Here is a 13920-nt window from a genome sequence, read left to right as displayed (position 1 = left end):
ATTGCCGGCTATCTCATATGATTAGCCGGCATAGTTAATCCAGTGGCGCAGCCAGCCACGCCCGCAACAGCGCCACTTCGCGCTCGGCCTGGGCCACCACCTGACGTGCCGCCGCCAGCCGCGCGGCGCCATCGGGGTCGCGTTCGGCGCTGCGGGCCAAAGCGGCCGACCCGGTGAGACCGAACTGGCCCAAAAGCCCCGCCAGCGCGTGGGCCGGGCCAATGATGGCGTCCGCGTCCTCCCGCGCCAGAAGTTCGGTCCAATCGGCGAAGCGCTGCGCCGTCCCCTCCACGAAGCGGCCGGCGAGGCGCTGGAAATTGGCTTCCCCCACCGCCCGCCGCAAGGCGGCGACGCCGGAAAAGTCCACCTCGGCCACACCTGCATCCCCGCTCTCTTGTTGCCTGCCCCCTTGCGGGCCGACACGTTGCGGCGCTCCAGCTTCGTTCCCGGCGGGCGCGGGTGGCGCAACACGCGGTCCCCCGGCGGGCTCGGGATGCTGCGCGGCCGGGCCGGGCTCCTCGTCCTCTCCCGTCCCCTCCGCCGACCCGGCGTCCGCGCCTTCCGCTTCGATGAGGATGAGGAGCCAGTCATCCTCCGGGCTCGGGCCAAGGCGGGCGGCAATGCGGCCGGCGGCGCGGCTCGCCGCCCGGTCCAGGGGGGCGCCCGCCTGGGCGGTGAGGATGTCGATCAGCCAGTCCGGGCAAGGCCCGCCGCTGGCCAGCTCGGCCGGATCGAGCCCGTCGGTGGCCAGCACCAGTCGCTCTCCCGGCGCGAGGCGCAGCGCGACGGCCTCATAGGTCGCCGCATCGGTGAAGCCCAGAAGCGGCCCGTCGGCGGCGAGGCTCCGCGCGCCCTGAGCGCCCACCACCATGGGGTGGGGATGGCCGGCGGAGGCAATCTCAATGGCGCCGTCGTGATGAAGGTCCACCACCAGGGCGGTGGCGAGCGCCGCGTCGAAGGCCGGCTCGGAGAAGATCACCGCCGACCAGCGGGCCAGCAATTCGGCGGGCGGCAGGAGGGCGGCGGCGTTGAGCCCGCGCAGCAGGGCCGCCTGGGCCACCGCGCCCGCCTTGGCATTGATGCCGTGGCCCATCACATCCACCAGCACCACCCGTTCGCGCCCCTTGAGCGGCAGGTGCACCACCAGGTCGCCGCCGCCAATGTCGGCGGTGTCGGTGCGCAAGGTGGCGCGGAACGGCCCGAGCTGCTCCGGCAAGGCGGGGCGCACCAGATCCTCCAGCGCCGAGCCGAAATAGCGAAACAGGCGCGCCCGCTGCCGCATGGCCCGCATCAGCGCGAGCTTTACCGTCTCCAGCAGCGCTTCCGGCTGCACCGGCTTGGTGAGAAAGGTGTCCACCCCCAGTTCCAGCGCCCGCACGCGAACGCTGGGGTCCCCGGTAATCATGACGATGGGAATGGGCGGTCGGGCGGTGTCATCCTCAAGCGCCTCCACAAGGGCCGTGCCCGGCTCCCCGCCCAGATGAAAGTCGGTGAGGATGAGGTCCACCCGCGTCTCCAGCGCCAGGGAGAGGGCCTCCTTCAGCGTGCCCGCCGCCAGCACGCGATAATGGGGTTCCAGCAGGTTCAGATAGGTGTCGAGGAGGATTTCCTCGTCCTCCACCACCAGCACCAGGGGTCGGCGGCGGGCAAGCTGGCGGCGGGCCACCAGGCGGTTGGGCGTGCCCGGCACGTAATCGGCCCGGTCCAGGGCGGTGCGGGCCAAGGCGAGGCCCCGGCCCGATGTGCCGTCCGCCCCGGTGCCGGCGAGCGTCGCCCCCGCCCATCTCTTGGGAAAGGCCTCGAAGGGGCCGCCATCCTCTTCCAGCGTCAGGGTGAGGACGATGCCGTCCAGTTCCGCGGTCAGCGCGATCTCGCTCGGCCGGGGCAGGGCGTGGCGCACCGCATTGGCGGCCAGTTCCGCGACGGCGAGCACCACTTCGTCGGTGATGTCGGCGCCCACCCGCAATTGCAGCAATTGCCGCCGCAGCGCCTTGCGCAGCCAGGACACGTCCTCGAGCGTCGCCGGACGCCGCGCCTCGAACAGTTTCACCGCACCCTCGCCCCCTTGACCGACGCCAAAGGTGGGCGGGCGGGCGGCGGGCCGTCAAGCCAGCGCGTCCAGTTCCTCGTCGGAGAGCGCGCCGGGCACGATGGTGACGGGAATGGGGAAGCGGGCGGATGTGGGCCCGGCCAGCAGGGTCACCAGCGGGCCGGGGCCTTCGCTCCCCGTGCCGGAGGCGAGCACCAGCACGGCGATGTCTCGGTCATCGGCGATCAGGGACAGGATGGCCTCGGCCCGGCTGCCTTCCAGGATCACCGGCTCCGCCGCGATGCCGGACACGCGCTTGGCGCGGGCGGCGAAATGGTCGAGCCGCTCCTGCATGGCCTCGGTCGCCTCGGCGCGCATGAGGTCGCCCACCCCGAACCATTGCTGGGCCACGCCCTCCAATTCCAGGATGCCGAGCATGACCACGCCCGAGCCGGTGCGCGCGGCGCGGCGGCTGGCGTAGTAAAGCGCCCGGTCGCATTCCGGCGTCTCGTCGATGATGACGAGAAACTTGCGCCGGTGACCGGCCTCATGGATCTGGCGCTTCGGATTCACCTCATGCCCTCGTTCCGTGCCCTCGTTCGGCGGCGGCGCAACGGGCGGATGCTGCCATGGAAGGCAAAGAAAAGGCGACCGGAAATTTCCGGTCGCCGTCCCCCGTGAGCCAATCGGCCCGGCAGCGCTGAGGCTGAGATCAGACGATCTTCGCCACGTCGTCGAAGGGCAGGCGCGGCAGGCGGTCCATCACCTTGGACGGGTCGCCATGGCCGAGCGCCGCGATGAAATTGGTCTTCACCTTGCCGCCGGGGAAGAATTCCGCATCCACCTTGGCCGCGTCGAAGCCGGACATGGGACCCACGTCCAGACCCACCGCGCGGGCGGCGAGGATGAGATAGGCGCCCTGGAGCGACGAGTTGCGGAAGGCGTGGGGCTCCACCATGCCCGGATTGTTCAGGAACAGGTCCTTGAAGCCGGGATTGTGGGGGAACACCTGGGGGATCTTCTCGTAGAATTCCAGGTCGTAGCCGATGAGCACGATCACCGGGGCGGCGAGCGACTTCACATTGCCCGGAGAAAGGGCGGGGGCGAGGCGCTGCTTGGCCTCTTCCGAACGCACGAATACGAAGCGCGCCGGCTGGGTGTTGGCCGAGGTCGGGGCATGGACCAGGAGATGATAGAGCTCGTGCAGCTCCTCATCGCTCACCGGCGTGTCGGTCCAGCCATTCTGGGACCGCGCCTTGAGGAACAGGGTGTCGAGAGCCGCCTGGTCGATCGTATAGGGCATGCGCTTCCTCCGAAGCTGGGATGAGCTTATCGGGCCACAGGTAGGCACGCCCGGCGCGTTCGGGAAGCCTTGTCTTTGCAATAGTCCCTTGCAGGAATGCAAAAAATCACCCTTCCCTTGCGGCAGTCATCAGCGAGGCTGATTGCAGGATCACCGCAATTGATGAGAAGGCGCGTCCATCTGCCTGTATGGTCCGCCCACCCGCCGACCGACCAGAGGCGTCCCCCGCCTCGCCCGGAATTTCCCATGACCGCTTCCCGACCCGCTTCCCGACCCGCTTCCCCGCCCGCGTCCCTCTCCGTCGATACGCCCGATCCCTTCCTCGACCGCGTGCGCGACCATGTTCGCGCCCTGCCCGAAAGCGGCATCGTCGAGGTGATGAATTATGGCCGCGACCGTCCGGGCATGATCCCGCTGTGGGCGGGCGAGGGCGATGTGCCCACCCCCGCCTTCATCTGCGAAGCCGCCGCCAAGGCGCTGCACGGGGGCGAGACCTTCTATACCTGGCAGCGCGGCATTCCCGAGCTGCGCGACGCGCTGGCGCGCTATCATGCGGAGCTCTATGGCGTGCCGGTGGACCCGAGCCGCTATTTCGTCACCGGCTCGGGCATGCAGGCCATCCATATCGCGGTGGCCATGGCGCTGGGCGCCGGCGACGAGATGATCCTGCCCACCCCCGCCTGGCCCAATGCCGCCGCCGCCGCCCAGAAGGTGGGCGCGACGCCCGTCGAGGTGCCGCTGGCCTACGGGCCCGATGGCTTCACCCTGGACATCGACCGCATCGCAGCCGCCGTGACGCCGCGCACCCGCGCCCTGTTCATCAACACGCCGGCCAATCCCACCGGCTTCGTCGCCACCCATGACGACCTGAAAGCCCTGCTGGCACTCGCCCGTGCCAAGGGCCTGTGGATCATCGCCGACGAGATCTATGGCCGCTTCTATTATGAGGGGGGCGAGCGGGCGCCCTCCTTCCATGACGTGATGGCGCCCGACGACCATGTCCTGTTCGTTCAGACCTTCTCCAAGAACTGGGCCATGACCGGCTGGCGCATCGGCTGGATCGAGGCGCCCCCCGCTTTGGGACAGGTGATCGAGAATCTCGTGCAATATTCCACCTCGGGGGTGTCTGCCTTCATGCAGCGCGGGGCCATCGCGGCGCTGGAGGAGGGCGAGCCCTTCGTGAAGGAGCAGATCGCCCGGGCCCGCCTCGGCCGGGACCTGGTGGCCGACACGCTGCTGGCCACCGGAAAGGTGGACCTGGTGAAGCCCAAGGGCGCCTTCTACCTGTTCTTCGGCATCGCCGGCGAAAGCGACGTGCGCAAGCTCGGCCTGAAGCTGGTGGACGAGGCCAATGTGGGCCTGGCGCCCGGCACCGCCTTCGGGGCCGGCGGCGAGGGCTTCCTGCGCCTGTGCTTCGCGCGCGGCGCCCATCAGCTGGACGAGGCGGCCCAGCGCCTCGCCCACTGGATCGCGGGGCGCGCCTGACCCCTCATGCGGTTCGTCTTTCCGGCCAACGCCCTCCATCGCCTGCGCCGTGATGCGCGTGCGGCCGCGGTGCCCGCCACCCTCACCCTGGCGGTGGGCACGCTCGGCGGTCTCGCCTGCCTGGCGCTGGGCATCCCCGCGCCCTGGATCTCCGGCGCGCTCATCGCCGTGACGGCGCTGGCCCTCGGCGGGGCGCCGACGCGCGTGCCCGATCCCATCCGCTTCTGCGCCTTCCTGGTGCTGGGCTGCTCCATGGGCACGGCGCTCTCCCCGGACATGCTGGCCCGGGCTGCCACCTGGCCGGTCTCCATGACCTTGCTGGCGCTGAGCGTGGTGGCGGTGGTGGTGGGGGTGACGGCCTTTCTGTGCTGGGTCGCCCGCTGGCCCTTCGAGACCGCCTTCTATGCCTCCATTCCCGGCGCGCTCTCGGCGGTGATGGCCATGGCCGCCACCTCCGGCGCGGACATGCGCAAGGTGGCCCTCGGCCAGTCGCTGCGCCTGTTCGTCCTGGTGGCCGCGCTGCCCCATCTGATCGGCGCATCGGGCGCCGGGCACGGGGCCATCGCTGTTCCCGCCCATGCCACCGCCTGGGGGCAAGTGGCGCTCATGCTGGCGGTGAGCCTTGTCACCGGCATGGCGGCGGCGCGGGCCAAGGTGCCCGGCGGCCTTCTGGTGGGCGCTCTGGCGGGAAGCGCCGTGCTGCACGGCTCGGGCCTGGTGGACGCGCAATTGCCCAATGAATTGCTGGTGCCGAGCTTCATCGTCCTGGGCGCTGGCGTGGGCGTGCGGTTCCAGGGCACGCGGCTCTCCGATCTGAAGGCGAGCGCCCTCGCCTCCCTGGGCGCCATCTTCGTGGCCCTGGCCATTTCCTTCTCTTTCGCGGTGCTTGCCGCCTGGCTGACCGGCGACGAGATCGGCAAGCTGGTCATGGCCTTTTCGCCCGGCGCGCTGGAGACCATGAGCGTGCTGGGCTTCGCGCTGGGCTTCGACCCGGCCTTCATGAGCGCCCATCACATCTTCCGCTTCGCCAGCCTGTCCATCGCCATGCCCCTGGCGGCCCATCTCCTGTTCAGCGCCGGGCGGGGCGGAAAGGCATGAGGGGCCGGCCGCGCCCGTGACCCGTGGCAAAGCCCGCGCTTGCCCTTAAGCTTGACCTGATAAGCTTGACCTGGAGTGCCGTCGCGGGCGGCGGACAGGGGGGGCAGGATGGGCAAGCTGAACGATGTCACGCTGTTGCTGGGGCGGCTGCTCCTCACCGCCTTGTTCCTGCCGGTGGGCGTGCACAAGCTCACCAATCCCGATGCCCTTCTCACCCAGAGCCTCATCAAGAGCGGCTTGCCCTTTCCTCACGCTTTGACGGTGATCGGCATCGCGGTGGAGATTGCGGCCCCGCTGGCCATCCTGCTCGGCATCTTCCCGCGCCTCTCCGCCCTGGCCCTGATCGCCTTCACGGTGGTGGCGTCCTTCGTGTCCCATCACTTCTGGACTTTTCCCGCCGCCCAATGGGACCTGCAATTCATTCAGTTCCTGAAGAACATGGGCATCGTGGGCGGGCTCCTGTTCTATCTGGTCAGCGGTCCCGGCCGCTTCTCCTTGCCCCTGGGGCGGCGCTGGTAACGGCTTTGTGTGCGGATGCGAAGGCGCCGGGCGGCGGTGGTGCGGGCCTTCACGGCATCGTGCATCGGCGGCCGCTTGAGATTTTGCAGTGCAGCATGAATAGCACCCTCGTTTCAGCCCGCTGACGAGGATTTCATGCGTTTCCTGGACGATCTCGCGCTTCTGACCGGCCGCATCCTGATGGCCGTCCTGTTCCTGCCCTCGGGCGTGAAAAAGCTCATGGACCTCGGCGGCACCGCCCAGATGCTGGCCGCCAAGGGCCTGCCCATGCCCGACCTGTTCGCCATCGCCGCCGGCGTGACGGAAACGGCGGTCCCCATTCTGCTGGTGCTGGGCATTGTGCCGCGTCTCACGGCGGTGCTGGCCGGCGGCTTCGTGGTGGTGGCGACCCTCACTTCCCACCGCTTCTGGGAGATTGCCGACCCGGCCATGGCCATGGGCCAGCAGATTCACTTCCTGAAGAACGTGGCCATCATCGGCGGCACCATGTTCTATTTCGTCGCCGGTGCCGGCCGGTTCGCGCTGGGTGGAAAGCGCTGAGGTCTCTTTTGGTGCGGCGCCCGGGCCTGTCCCGGGCGTCCCGGCTTCTGCGGGGCGGGTCCGCGCGGGGCGAATCGCCCGCCAACGGCAGGCTGCCGCCCGCTGACCGCCTGAAGGTGGGCGCTCAGAAGTCGCTGGCGATGCCGCCCACTTCCCAGTCGCCATAGCGCACCGGCTCGGCGCCGCCGCGGCCGTTGATTTCCTTGGGCATGGACTTGGCCACCGCATCGATGGCCGCGCGGCGCTCCGCCGCCTCGGCCAGCGCGCGCTTGGCCGCCTCGCTCAGGGGCGGGCGGCCCTCCGGCACCAGGGTCGCCGCCTCGAATTCAGACTTGTCCGTCATCGCATCGCTTCCATAAGCCGACCATCGGATTTGCGCCTTTCTAGCACAGCCCGTCCGGCCTGCCGAGCACAGGGGCGGGGCCGCCTTGCCCGCGCGCCGCAGGCATGCTAGCGACCCGCCACCGCAAGGGGGGCAGCGCCCCGCACAGGATGGAGACGAGCATGGCGACGCAGAACGGTACCCCGGACCCCAAGGCGCCCTCGCTCAATGTGCTCGCGCAGTACATCAAGGATCTGTCCTTCGAGAATCCCAATGCCCCCGCTTCGCTCGGCGCCCCGCAGGGCCAGCCCGACGTGAACCTGCAGATCAACGTCAATGCCCGCCCCGTCCAGGGCCCGGACTTCGAGGTCGAGCTGAAGGTGGAAGGCAGCGCCACGGTGAACGGCTCCACCCTGTTCGCCTTCGACCTGACCTACGGCGGCATCTTCCGCATCCAGAACATTCCTGAGCAGAGCCTCCAGCCGGTGGTGCTGATCGAGTGCCCGCGCCTGCTCTTCCCCTTCGCCCGGCAGATCGTGGCGGATGCGGTGCGCAATGGCGGCTTCCCGCCCCTCATGATCGACCCGGTGGATTTCGCTGCCCTGTATCAGCAGCGCATGGCCTCCGAAGCCCAGCGCATGGGCACTGTCGGCCAGGCGTGAAGGCCCGCCTCGCGGCTCTTTTCCTGATCCTGGGGGTGGCCGGCGCAAACGCCGAGCCACCGCCCAGCCTGTCGTGCACGGGCGTGTTCGCCCGTGACACCAACAAGGCCCGTCTTGCCTCCGCCTTCGGTGCGGCCAATGTGCGCGATGGGGAGATCCCCGGCGCGGAAGGGTCGACCGAGCGCGGCACCCTCATTTTCCCCGACGATCCCGCCCGCCTCATTGAAATCCTCTGGCAGGACGAGAAGAACAGCCGCATCCCCGCCATGGTGCGGGTGGGTCCCGAGAGCACCTGGACCTTCGCGGTGGAGGGCGGCGCGCTGAAACCCGGCCAGTCCCTCGCCGAGGTCCGCGCCTTGAATGGCGGTCCCTTCGCCCTTGCCGGCTTCGAGTGGGATTATGGCGGCACCGTCACCGACTGGAAGGCGGGGCGCCTTGCCCGCATTCCAGGCGGCTGCACCCTCTCCGTCATCTTCGCGCCCGAACCCGACGCGCCCGACAAGGCGCGGCTGAAAGTGTCGGGAGACGCCACCTTCTCCTCCGACGGAGCCGCCATGAAGGCCGTGCGCCCGAAGGTGGAGGTGCTCTCCTTCGGCTGGCCAGCCAATCCCTGAGCCTCGGTTGCGCTGCGGCGGGTGCGGCGCCGTTCGCCTAAAGGCCGAAAAATCCCCCGTTGCGTCCAGGCGCGCCGTCGATAAGGATTGGCGCAATATCGCATCGCACAACATTGGGGGGTATGAATGACCAGCAGCGCCGCGCTTGCCGTCGACGAGGGCACCTTTGACGCGGTGGGCCTTGGCCGCGAGGCCACCACCACGCTGGAAAAGCTGCTGGCCGAGGTCACCTCCGAAATCCGCGCGCGGGTGAGCGAGGGCGGCAAGCTCTCCGCCCGCCTCCTGGATGCCGAACAGCGCGCCACCCATGGCCTTGCCTGGCTCGCCACGTACGTTTTCGGCGTGCGCGAGCTGGTCCATTATGCCGACCGCCTCACCGAGATGGGCAAGTTTGGTGAGACCGAGCGGCTCCTGGTCCAGATCGGCCTTGGCGAATATGTCTCCCAGATCCTGGGCGGCATTCCCATGAGCCAGGGCGAGGTGGTGCGGCTCGACGATCTCTATGTCTCCGACGGCGCGCTGGCGGGCCTCCATGCGGACCTTGCCATCCGGTCGCTGGCCAAGCACGGCAACACCTCCGCCGCCCGCGCGGCGCTGGCCGCGCGCATCCGCGAGGCCCATGGCGCCACCACCATCGGCGATGCCGGCCTCGACGAGACCATGGAGGCCATGCGCACCGAGATCCGCCGCTTCGTGGAGGCGGAGGTGGCCCCCCATGCCCATGAGTGGCATCTGGAAAACGCCTATATCCCCTTGGAGATCATCCAGGGCCTCGCCGATCTCGGCGTGTTCGGGCTCACCATCCCGGAGGAATATGGCGGCCTGGGCCTGCCCAAGGAGGCCATGTGTCTGGTCACCGAGGAACTCTCGCGCGGCTATATCGGCGTGGGGTCGCTGGGCACCCGCTCGGAGATCGCGGCAGAGCTGATCCTCGGGGGCGGCACGGACGCGCAGAAGGAAAAGTACCTCCCCAAGATCGCGTCCGGCGAGATCCTGCCCACCGCCGTCTTCACCGAGCCCAACACCGGCTCGGACCTTGCCTCCCTGCGCACCCGCGCGGTGAAGGAGGGGGAGGTCTACAAGGTCTCCGGCAACAAGACCTGGATCACCCATCCGGTCCGCGCCGACCTCATGACCCTGCTGGTGCGCACCAATCCGGCCGAGCCCGGCTACAAGGGCCTGTCCATGCTGCTGGCGGAAAAGCCCCGCGGCACAGACGAGGACCCTTTCCCCGCCAAGGGCATGACCGGTGGCGAGATCGAGGTGCTCGGCTATCGCGGCATGAAGGAGTTCGAGATCGGCTTCGACGGCTTCGAGGTGCCGGCCGGCCAATTGCTGGGCGGGGTCGAGGGCCAGGGCTTCAAGCAGCTCATGAACACCTTCGAGGCCGCGCGCATCCAGACCGCCGCCCGCGCCGTGGGCGTCGCCCAGGCGGCCATGGAGACCGGCCTGCGCTATGCCGAGGAGCGCGTGCAGTTCGGCAAGCCGCTCATCGCCTTCCCCCGCGTCGCCGACAAGATCGTGATGATGGCGGTGGAGATCGCCATCGCCCGGCAGATCACCTATTTCGCCGCGCGCGCCAAGGATGAGGGCCGTCGCACCGACCTTGAGGCCGGCATGTCCAAGCTGCTCGGCGCCCGCGTCGCCTGGGCGGCGGCGGACAATGCGCTCCAGATCCATGGCGGCAACGGGTTTGCGCTGGAATATCCGGTCTCCCGGCTCCTGTGCGATGCCCGCATCCTCAACATCTTCGAGGGCGCGGCCGAGATCCAGGCGCAGGTTATCGCCCGCCGCCTCCTGGAGAGCGGCGGCAACTGAAGCGGGAGGCCGGCCGCAAGGCCGGCCTCCCCTTGCTTACTGGCTGGGGGACGATGCGGCGGGCGATGCGGCCCGCGGCGCAGGCTGGGGCGAAGCCTTGGGCTCGGCGCTCCGCAGCAGGCGTTCGAGCCCCAGGAGCTCCACCAGTTTGGACCGCGCCGCCGGACTGATGGTCCGGCGGAAATGGTCGCGGTCCAGATACATGAACTCGCCTTCGATGCGCGCCGCGCAGCCCGAGGCATCGCAGAGCGCATCGGCCGGTACGGCCACCACCACGTTATCCCGCGCGCCCGCAAGGGAGCGGAAGGCGGCGCTCACCCCTTGCTGGACGGCGCTGATCTCCGCCCGATCAATGCGATCCACCTCCCGCGCGCAGGGCGCACGCAGGAGCGAGCCGTCCCGCGCCGCCAGGCACGGCATGGGGTCGGTGTCCCAATGGGGGATGTCGCCGAACAGCACGATCTTGCGCCCGGGCGCGGCAAGGTCGGTGGACACCCGCAGCAATTCCTCCGCCAGCAGCTGATAGCCCCTCTCCATGCTCTCCGGCTTGCCGCCGGCGCGATAGATGGCGTCGGGCATGAAGTTCCAGGCGGAGGCCAGGATCACGAGTCGGATGTCCGGGGCGGCCTTCAGCATCGCGCGGGTGCTGTCATAGGTGTCCGCGCAGATGGCCGGCAGGCCCGCGGGGGCCCGCCGCAGGCCCTCCCGCGAAAAGACGGCGGGGCAGGCGCGCACCAGGGCGATGGCGGTGTTGGTGCGCCGGCCCGCCTCGTCCAGCAGGTGCATGAGATGCTCGGCATGGCTGTCGCCCCACACGATCCCGCGCGTGGAGGCGGTGCGCCAGTCGGCGCCGGCGACGCACAGCACCTTGCCCTCGCCCACCGCCGCCCGCTGCGGGCAGGGCCAGTCCCACATGCGATCGAAGGAACCGAGGGCGGCCAGCTGCGGCGACACGCGGTGGGCGAGGCCCTCGGCCAGATAGATGCCGAAGCCCAGTGCCGCCACACCCGCTCCGGCGAGCGCGCCGGTCAAAACCACCCGGGGCGCCGGCATCCGCCGGTCGCGGCGGATCGGCTGTTCCACGAACCGCCAGGACAGGACGGCCAGGACGAATGCAGCCGCCAGCGCGCCGCTGGCCTGGAGGTCGGTGAGGTGCGCGCCGTTCACATAATGGCGGGCGAAGGCCAGCACCGGCCAATGCCAGAGATAGAGCGAATAGGAGATCTGCCCGACAAACCGCACCGGCCGGAAGGACAGGGCGCCGGCGACCAGGGTGGGCGCGCGGGTGGGCAGCAGGAGGAGCGCCGTGCCGAGCACCGGCGCGACCGCATTCAGGCCCGGGAAGGGGCTGGTGGAGTCCAGCAACAGCGCGGGCCCCAGGATGGCCGCGACGCCCGCCAGTTTCACCGCCTCGGCGGCGAGGCGCGGCAGGCCGGCGAGCCGGTCGCGCACCAGCACCAGCGCGCCGCCGACGGCAAATTCCCAGGCCCGTCCGAACGGCTGGTAGAAGGCGCTCTTGGCGCCCTCAGCCACCTTCACCACGGCGAGGGCGAAGCTGACGGCGATCACCAGCCCGAACAGGGCCGCCACCGCATGGGGCCAGCGCCGGGCGAGCCGTACCGCCCCCAGCAACAGGAGCGGCCAGGCGAGGTAGAATTGCTCCTCCACCGCCAGCGACCACATGTTCAAGAGCGGCATCAGCTCGGCCGCGCCGTCGAAATAGCCGGTGTGGCGGAAGAAGAAGAAATTGGCGAGCCCGAGCGCCGAATAGGCGGCGCTGCGTCCGAGCACCGCAAAGTCGCCGGGCATCAGGATCAAGGCGCCTGCCGCAAGGGTGGCCACGAGCACCACCAGCAGGGCGGGCAGGATGCGCCGCACCCGCCGGTTGTAGAAGCCGAGGAAGGTGAAGGTTCCCGCCCGGGCCTCGGTCAGGATCTGGTCGGTAATGAGGTAACCTGAAATGACAAGGAAGACGTCGACGCCGATGAAGCCGCCACTGGGTCGAAAACCGGCGTGAAACAACAGTACGAGGCAAACGGCTACCGCTCGAAGACCGTCAATGTCGGTCCTGTACCTGTCCTTCACCATGCCAGCAATGTCCCGCAACAAACGGCGGGACCCTAGCCAGTCACGGCGGGGGGATCAATGCGGGCCGGGGCATGTCCTGCCCCTGAGATATGACAAAAGGTTACATCCTGGCGGGACATGCACTTGCCCGCGCGCGCCGGAGCGGGCTCAGGCGCGGGCGGGCGGGTCCAGCAGCCCGCCGGCCACCTTCAGGCCCAAGGCCATGCCCAAGGCCTCCAGCCCGAACAGATAGAGGCTGGGAATGTGGGGCACGGTGGGCAGCAGGGCGGCGATGAAGATGGGGGTCAGGCCCGCCATCACGCCGAAGCCGAAATTATAGGCCAGCGACACCCCGGAAAACGCCACGGCGGGCGGGAAGCTCTTCACCATCAGCACGGGCACGGCGGTGAGCAGCCCCGTGCCCGCCGCCGCCAGGCAATAGCCCACCACCAGCAGGGGGCCGCCATGGCCCGCGGCGACGCCGAAGAAGAACTGGGCCGACAGGCCCGCCGCCAGGGTGCCCACCGCCAGCGCCCGGCCCGGACCCAGGCGGTCGAACATGAGCCCGGAGGCGATGCAGGCCAGCGCCGCACAGAAGGTGCCGAGCGACCCGATGCGCAGCGCCTCCGCCGCGGGAATATGGAACTGGCTCTGGAGCAAGGTGGGTCCCATCAGCACCAGCACGGCGAAATGACCCACCAGCACCCACAGCGAGAGGCTCGAAACCACCAGCGCCCGCTGATAGGCGGAGACCACCAGTTTCAGCGGCAATTGAACCGCCAGGGCCCGGCGGCGCTGAAGGTCGCGGAACACCGGCGTTTCCTCCAGCCAGCGGCGCAGGAACAAGGTGAGCAGCCCGAGCCCGCTGCCGAGCAGGAAGGGCAGGCGCCAGGCAAAGGCCAGGATCTGCGCATCGGTGGCGAAGCTGTGCACCAGGGTCGCCACGAACACCCCGAGCAAGGTGCCGCAGGTCATGCCCATGGCCATGACCCCGCAGGCCAGGCCCCGCCGGTCGGCCGGCACATGCTCGCTGGCAAAGACATAGGAGCCCGCCACCTCGCCCCCGACCGCGCCGCCCTGGATCAGGCGGAGCAGCGCCAGGATGAGCGGCGCCCAGAAGCCCAGCACGGCGTAGCCGGGCAGGCAGGCCATGGCGAGGGTGGCCGCCGCCATCAGCAGCACGGAAAAGGTGAAGGTGCGCTTGCGGCCGATGCGGTCGCCGAAATGGCCGAACACCATGCCGCCCAGCGGCCGGGCCAGGAAGCCCACGGCGAAGACGGTGAAGGTCTGGAGCTGGGCCAGCCAATGGGGAATGTCGGGAGGGAAGAAGACGCGGGAGAGCACCGGCACGAAGAAGACGAACACCATGAAGTCATAGAGTTCGAGCCCGCCGCCCAGCGCGGTGAGGCCGAGCGTCAGCCAGTGCTTGCGGCTGAGCGGGGTTGCCGGGGCCGTCATGGCGA

The 13920-nt window shown here is 69.5% G+C and carries 13 protein-coding genes; 7 read left to right on the top strand and 6 right to left on the bottom strand.

Going from position 1 to position 13920, the window contains the following annotated elements; genetic code table 11:
• Positions 1–34 precede the first annotated feature (34 nt).
• From ACT54L_RS09340 to ACT54L_RS09330, 3 genes are all read right to left on the bottom strand, one after another.
• Positions 35–2050, bottom strand: coding sequence for a SpoIIE family protein phosphatase (locus ACT54L_RS09340; protein ID WP_476085311.1), 2016 nt, complete (start codon positions 2048–2050; stop codon positions 35–37).
• Between the two features lie 54 nt (positions 2051–2104).
• Positions 2105–2602 carry a universal stress protein gene (locus ACT54L_RS09335; protein WP_476085310.1) on the bottom strand — a complete coding sequence of 166 codons (498 nt, stop codon included), beginning with the start codon at positions 2600–2602 and terminating at the stop codon, positions 2105–2107.
• Positions 2603–2741: 139 nt separating this feature from the next.
• On the bottom strand, positions 2742–3332 hold the full coding sequence (locus tag ACT54L_RS09330; RefSeq protein ID WP_476085309.1) for a malonic semialdehyde reductase: 591 nt from the start codon (positions 3330–3332) through the stop codon (positions 2742–2744).
• Positions 3333–3578: 246 nt separating this feature from the next.
• Between ACT54L_RS09330 and ACT54L_RS09325 the strand changes: the two genes are divergently transcribed.
• The 4 genes from ACT54L_RS09325 to ACT54L_RS09310 all read left to right on the top strand — a co-directional run bounded on the left by ACT54L_RS09325 (position 3579) and on the right by ACT54L_RS09310 (position 6974).
• Positions 3579–4817 (top strand): pyridoxal phosphate-dependent aminotransferase, encoded by a 1239-nt coding sequence (locus ACT54L_RS09325; RefSeq protein ID WP_476085308.1) that lies wholly within the window; start codon positions 3579–3581, stop codon positions 4815–4817.
• Positions 4818–4823: 6 nt separating this feature from the next.
• Complete coding sequence (locus ACT54L_RS09320) at positions 4824–5915, top strand: AbrB family transcriptional regulator (protein WP_476085307.1); 1092 nt, start codon at positions 4824–4826, stop codon at positions 5913–5915.
• 108 nt (positions 5916–6023) lie between these two features.
• Positions 6024–6434 (top strand): DoxX family protein, encoded by a 411-nt coding sequence (locus ACT54L_RS09315; protein WP_476085306.1) that lies wholly within the window; start codon positions 6024–6026, stop codon positions 6432–6434.
• A 135-nt stretch (positions 6435–6569) separates the two neighbouring features.
• A complete protein-coding gene (locus ACT54L_RS09310; protein WP_476085305.1) occupies positions 6570–6974 on the top strand; it encodes a DoxX family protein in 405 nt (134 codons plus the stop codon).
• Between the two features lie 124 nt (positions 6975–7098).
• Here the strand turns inward: ACT54L_RS09310 and ACT54L_RS09305 are convergent, their stop codons facing one another.
• Complete coding sequence (locus ACT54L_RS09305; RefSeq protein ID WP_274776601.1) at positions 7099–7317, bottom strand: DUF1674 domain-containing protein; 219 nt, start codon at positions 7315–7317, stop codon at positions 7099–7101.
• Positions 7318–7478: 161 nt separating this feature from the next.
• On the opposite strand from ACT54L_RS09305, the gene secB reads away from it, so the two are divergent.
• The 3 genes from secB to ACT54L_RS09290 all read left to right on the top strand — a co-directional run bounded on the left by secB (position 7479) and on the right by ACT54L_RS09290 (position 10390).
• Positions 7479–7958, top strand: coding sequence for a protein-export chaperone SecB (gene secB, locus ACT54L_RS09300; protein ID WP_476085304.1), 480 nt, complete (start codon positions 7479–7481; stop codon positions 7956–7958).
• Positions 7955–8572, top strand: coding sequence for a hypothetical protein (locus tag ACT54L_RS09295; RefSeq protein ID WP_476085303.1), 618 nt, complete (start codon positions 7955–7957; stop codon positions 8570–8572). The genes secB and ACT54L_RS09295 overlap by 4 nt, the downstream gene beginning before the upstream one ends.
• Before the next feature lie 126 nt (positions 8573–8698).
• Positions 8699–10390, top strand: coding sequence for an acyl-CoA dehydrogenase family protein (locus tag ACT54L_RS09290; RefSeq protein WP_476085302.1), 1692 nt, complete (start codon positions 8699–8701; stop codon positions 10388–10390).
• Between the two features lie 36 nt (positions 10391–10426).
• Here ACT54L_RS09290 and ACT54L_RS09285 read toward each other — a convergent pair whose 3' ends face one another.
• Both ACT54L_RS09285 and ACT54L_RS09280 read right to left on the bottom strand, forming a co-directional pair.
• Positions 10427–12478: an acyltransferase family protein gene (locus tag ACT54L_RS09285; protein ID WP_476085301.1), complete on the bottom strand. Its 2052-nt coding sequence runs from the start codon at positions 12476–12478 to the stop codon at positions 10427–10429.
• A 147-nt stretch (positions 12479–12625) separates the two neighbouring features.
• Positions 12626–13915 (bottom strand): MFS transporter, encoded by a 1290-nt coding sequence (locus ACT54L_RS09280; protein ID WP_476085300.1) that lies wholly within the window; start codon positions 13913–13915, stop codon positions 12626–12628.
• Positions 13916–13920 lie beyond the last annotated feature (5 nt).

The organism is Aquabacter sp. DMC10, assembly GCF_056314145.1.
Note: the sequence above shows the minus strand (reverse complement) of the source record. Positions and strands in the feature narration are given on the sequence as shown.

Excerpts from the sequence above, each read along its gene's own strand:
- ACT54L_RS09285 (WP_476085301.1), bottom strand. The coding sequence starts at position 12,478 with ATGGTGAAGGACAGGTACAGGACCGACATTGACGGTCTTCGAGCGGTA.
- ACT54L_RS09305 (WP_274776601.1), bottom strand. The coding sequence starts at position 7,317 with ATGACGGACAAGTCTGAATTCGAGGCGGCGACCCTGGTGCCGGAGGGC.
- ACT54L_RS09315 (WP_476085306.1), top strand. The coding sequence starts at position 6,024 with ATGGGCAAGCTGAACGATGTCACGCTGTTGCTGGGGCGGCTGCTCCTC.
- ACT54L_RS09325 (WP_476085308.1), top strand. The coding sequence starts at position 3,579 with ATGACCGCTTCCCGACCCGCTTCCCGACCCGCTTCCCCGCCCGCGTCC.
- ACT54L_RS09310 (WP_476085305.1), top strand. The coding sequence starts at position 6,570 with ATGCGTTTCCTGGACGATCTCGCGCTTCTGACCGGCCGCATCCTGATG.
- ACT54L_RS09280 (WP_476085300.1), bottom strand. The coding sequence starts at position 13,915 with ATGACGGCCCCGGCAACCCCGCTCAGCCGCAAGCACTGGCTGACGCTC.
- ACT54L_RS09320 (WP_476085307.1), top strand. The coding sequence starts at position 4,824 with ATGCGGTTCGTCTTTCCGGCCAACGCCCTCCATCGCCTGCGCCGTGAT.
- secB (WP_476085304.1), top strand. The coding sequence starts at position 7,479 with ATGGCGACGCAGAACGGTACCCCGGACCCCAAGGCGCCCTCGCTCAAT.
- ACT54L_RS09330 (WP_476085309.1), bottom strand. The coding sequence starts at position 3,332 with ATGCCCTATACGATCGACCAGGCGGCTCTCGACACCCTGTTCCTCAAG.
- ACT54L_RS09290 (WP_476085302.1), top strand. The coding sequence starts at position 8,699 with ATGACCAGCAGCGCCGCGCTTGCCGTCGACGAGGGCACCTTTGACGCG.